This window comes from Pantoea sp. GbtcB22 (genome assembly GCF_019091025.1).
Lineage (GTDB): Bacteria > Pseudomonadota > Gammaproteobacteria > Enterobacterales > Enterobacteriaceae > Pantoea > Pantoea leporis.
Genome location: NZ_JAGXKB010000477.1, coordinates 1 through 252 on the forward strand (window position 1 = coordinate 1; position 252 = coordinate 252).

The following is a 252-nucleotide window of genomic DNA, read 5'->3' on the forward strand; positions in this document are numbered from 1 at the left end:
TCCCAGCCATTGGCCCGATTGATACCGCATCGCTGCTGCTGGCCTTTGTGCTGACCACCCTGAAATGTCCGATCCTGCTGCTGATTCAGGTCGGCGTGTTCTCCGTTGATCCCACCATCCTGCTGGTTGGCCTGCTGTCGCTGGTGAAGTCCGCCGGTTATCTGGTGTTCTGGGTGATCATCATTCGTTCGCTGTTGAGCTGGATCAGCCAGGGTGGCGGCCCGGTGGATCAGGTTCTGATGCAGCTGACTG

1 pseudogene is annotated in these 252 nt (G+C 58.7%); it reads left to right on the forward strand.

The window, feature by feature from the left end:
- Window positions 1-252, forward strand: a pseudogene (locus KVT28_RS25770) (YggT family protein); the annotation flags it as partial.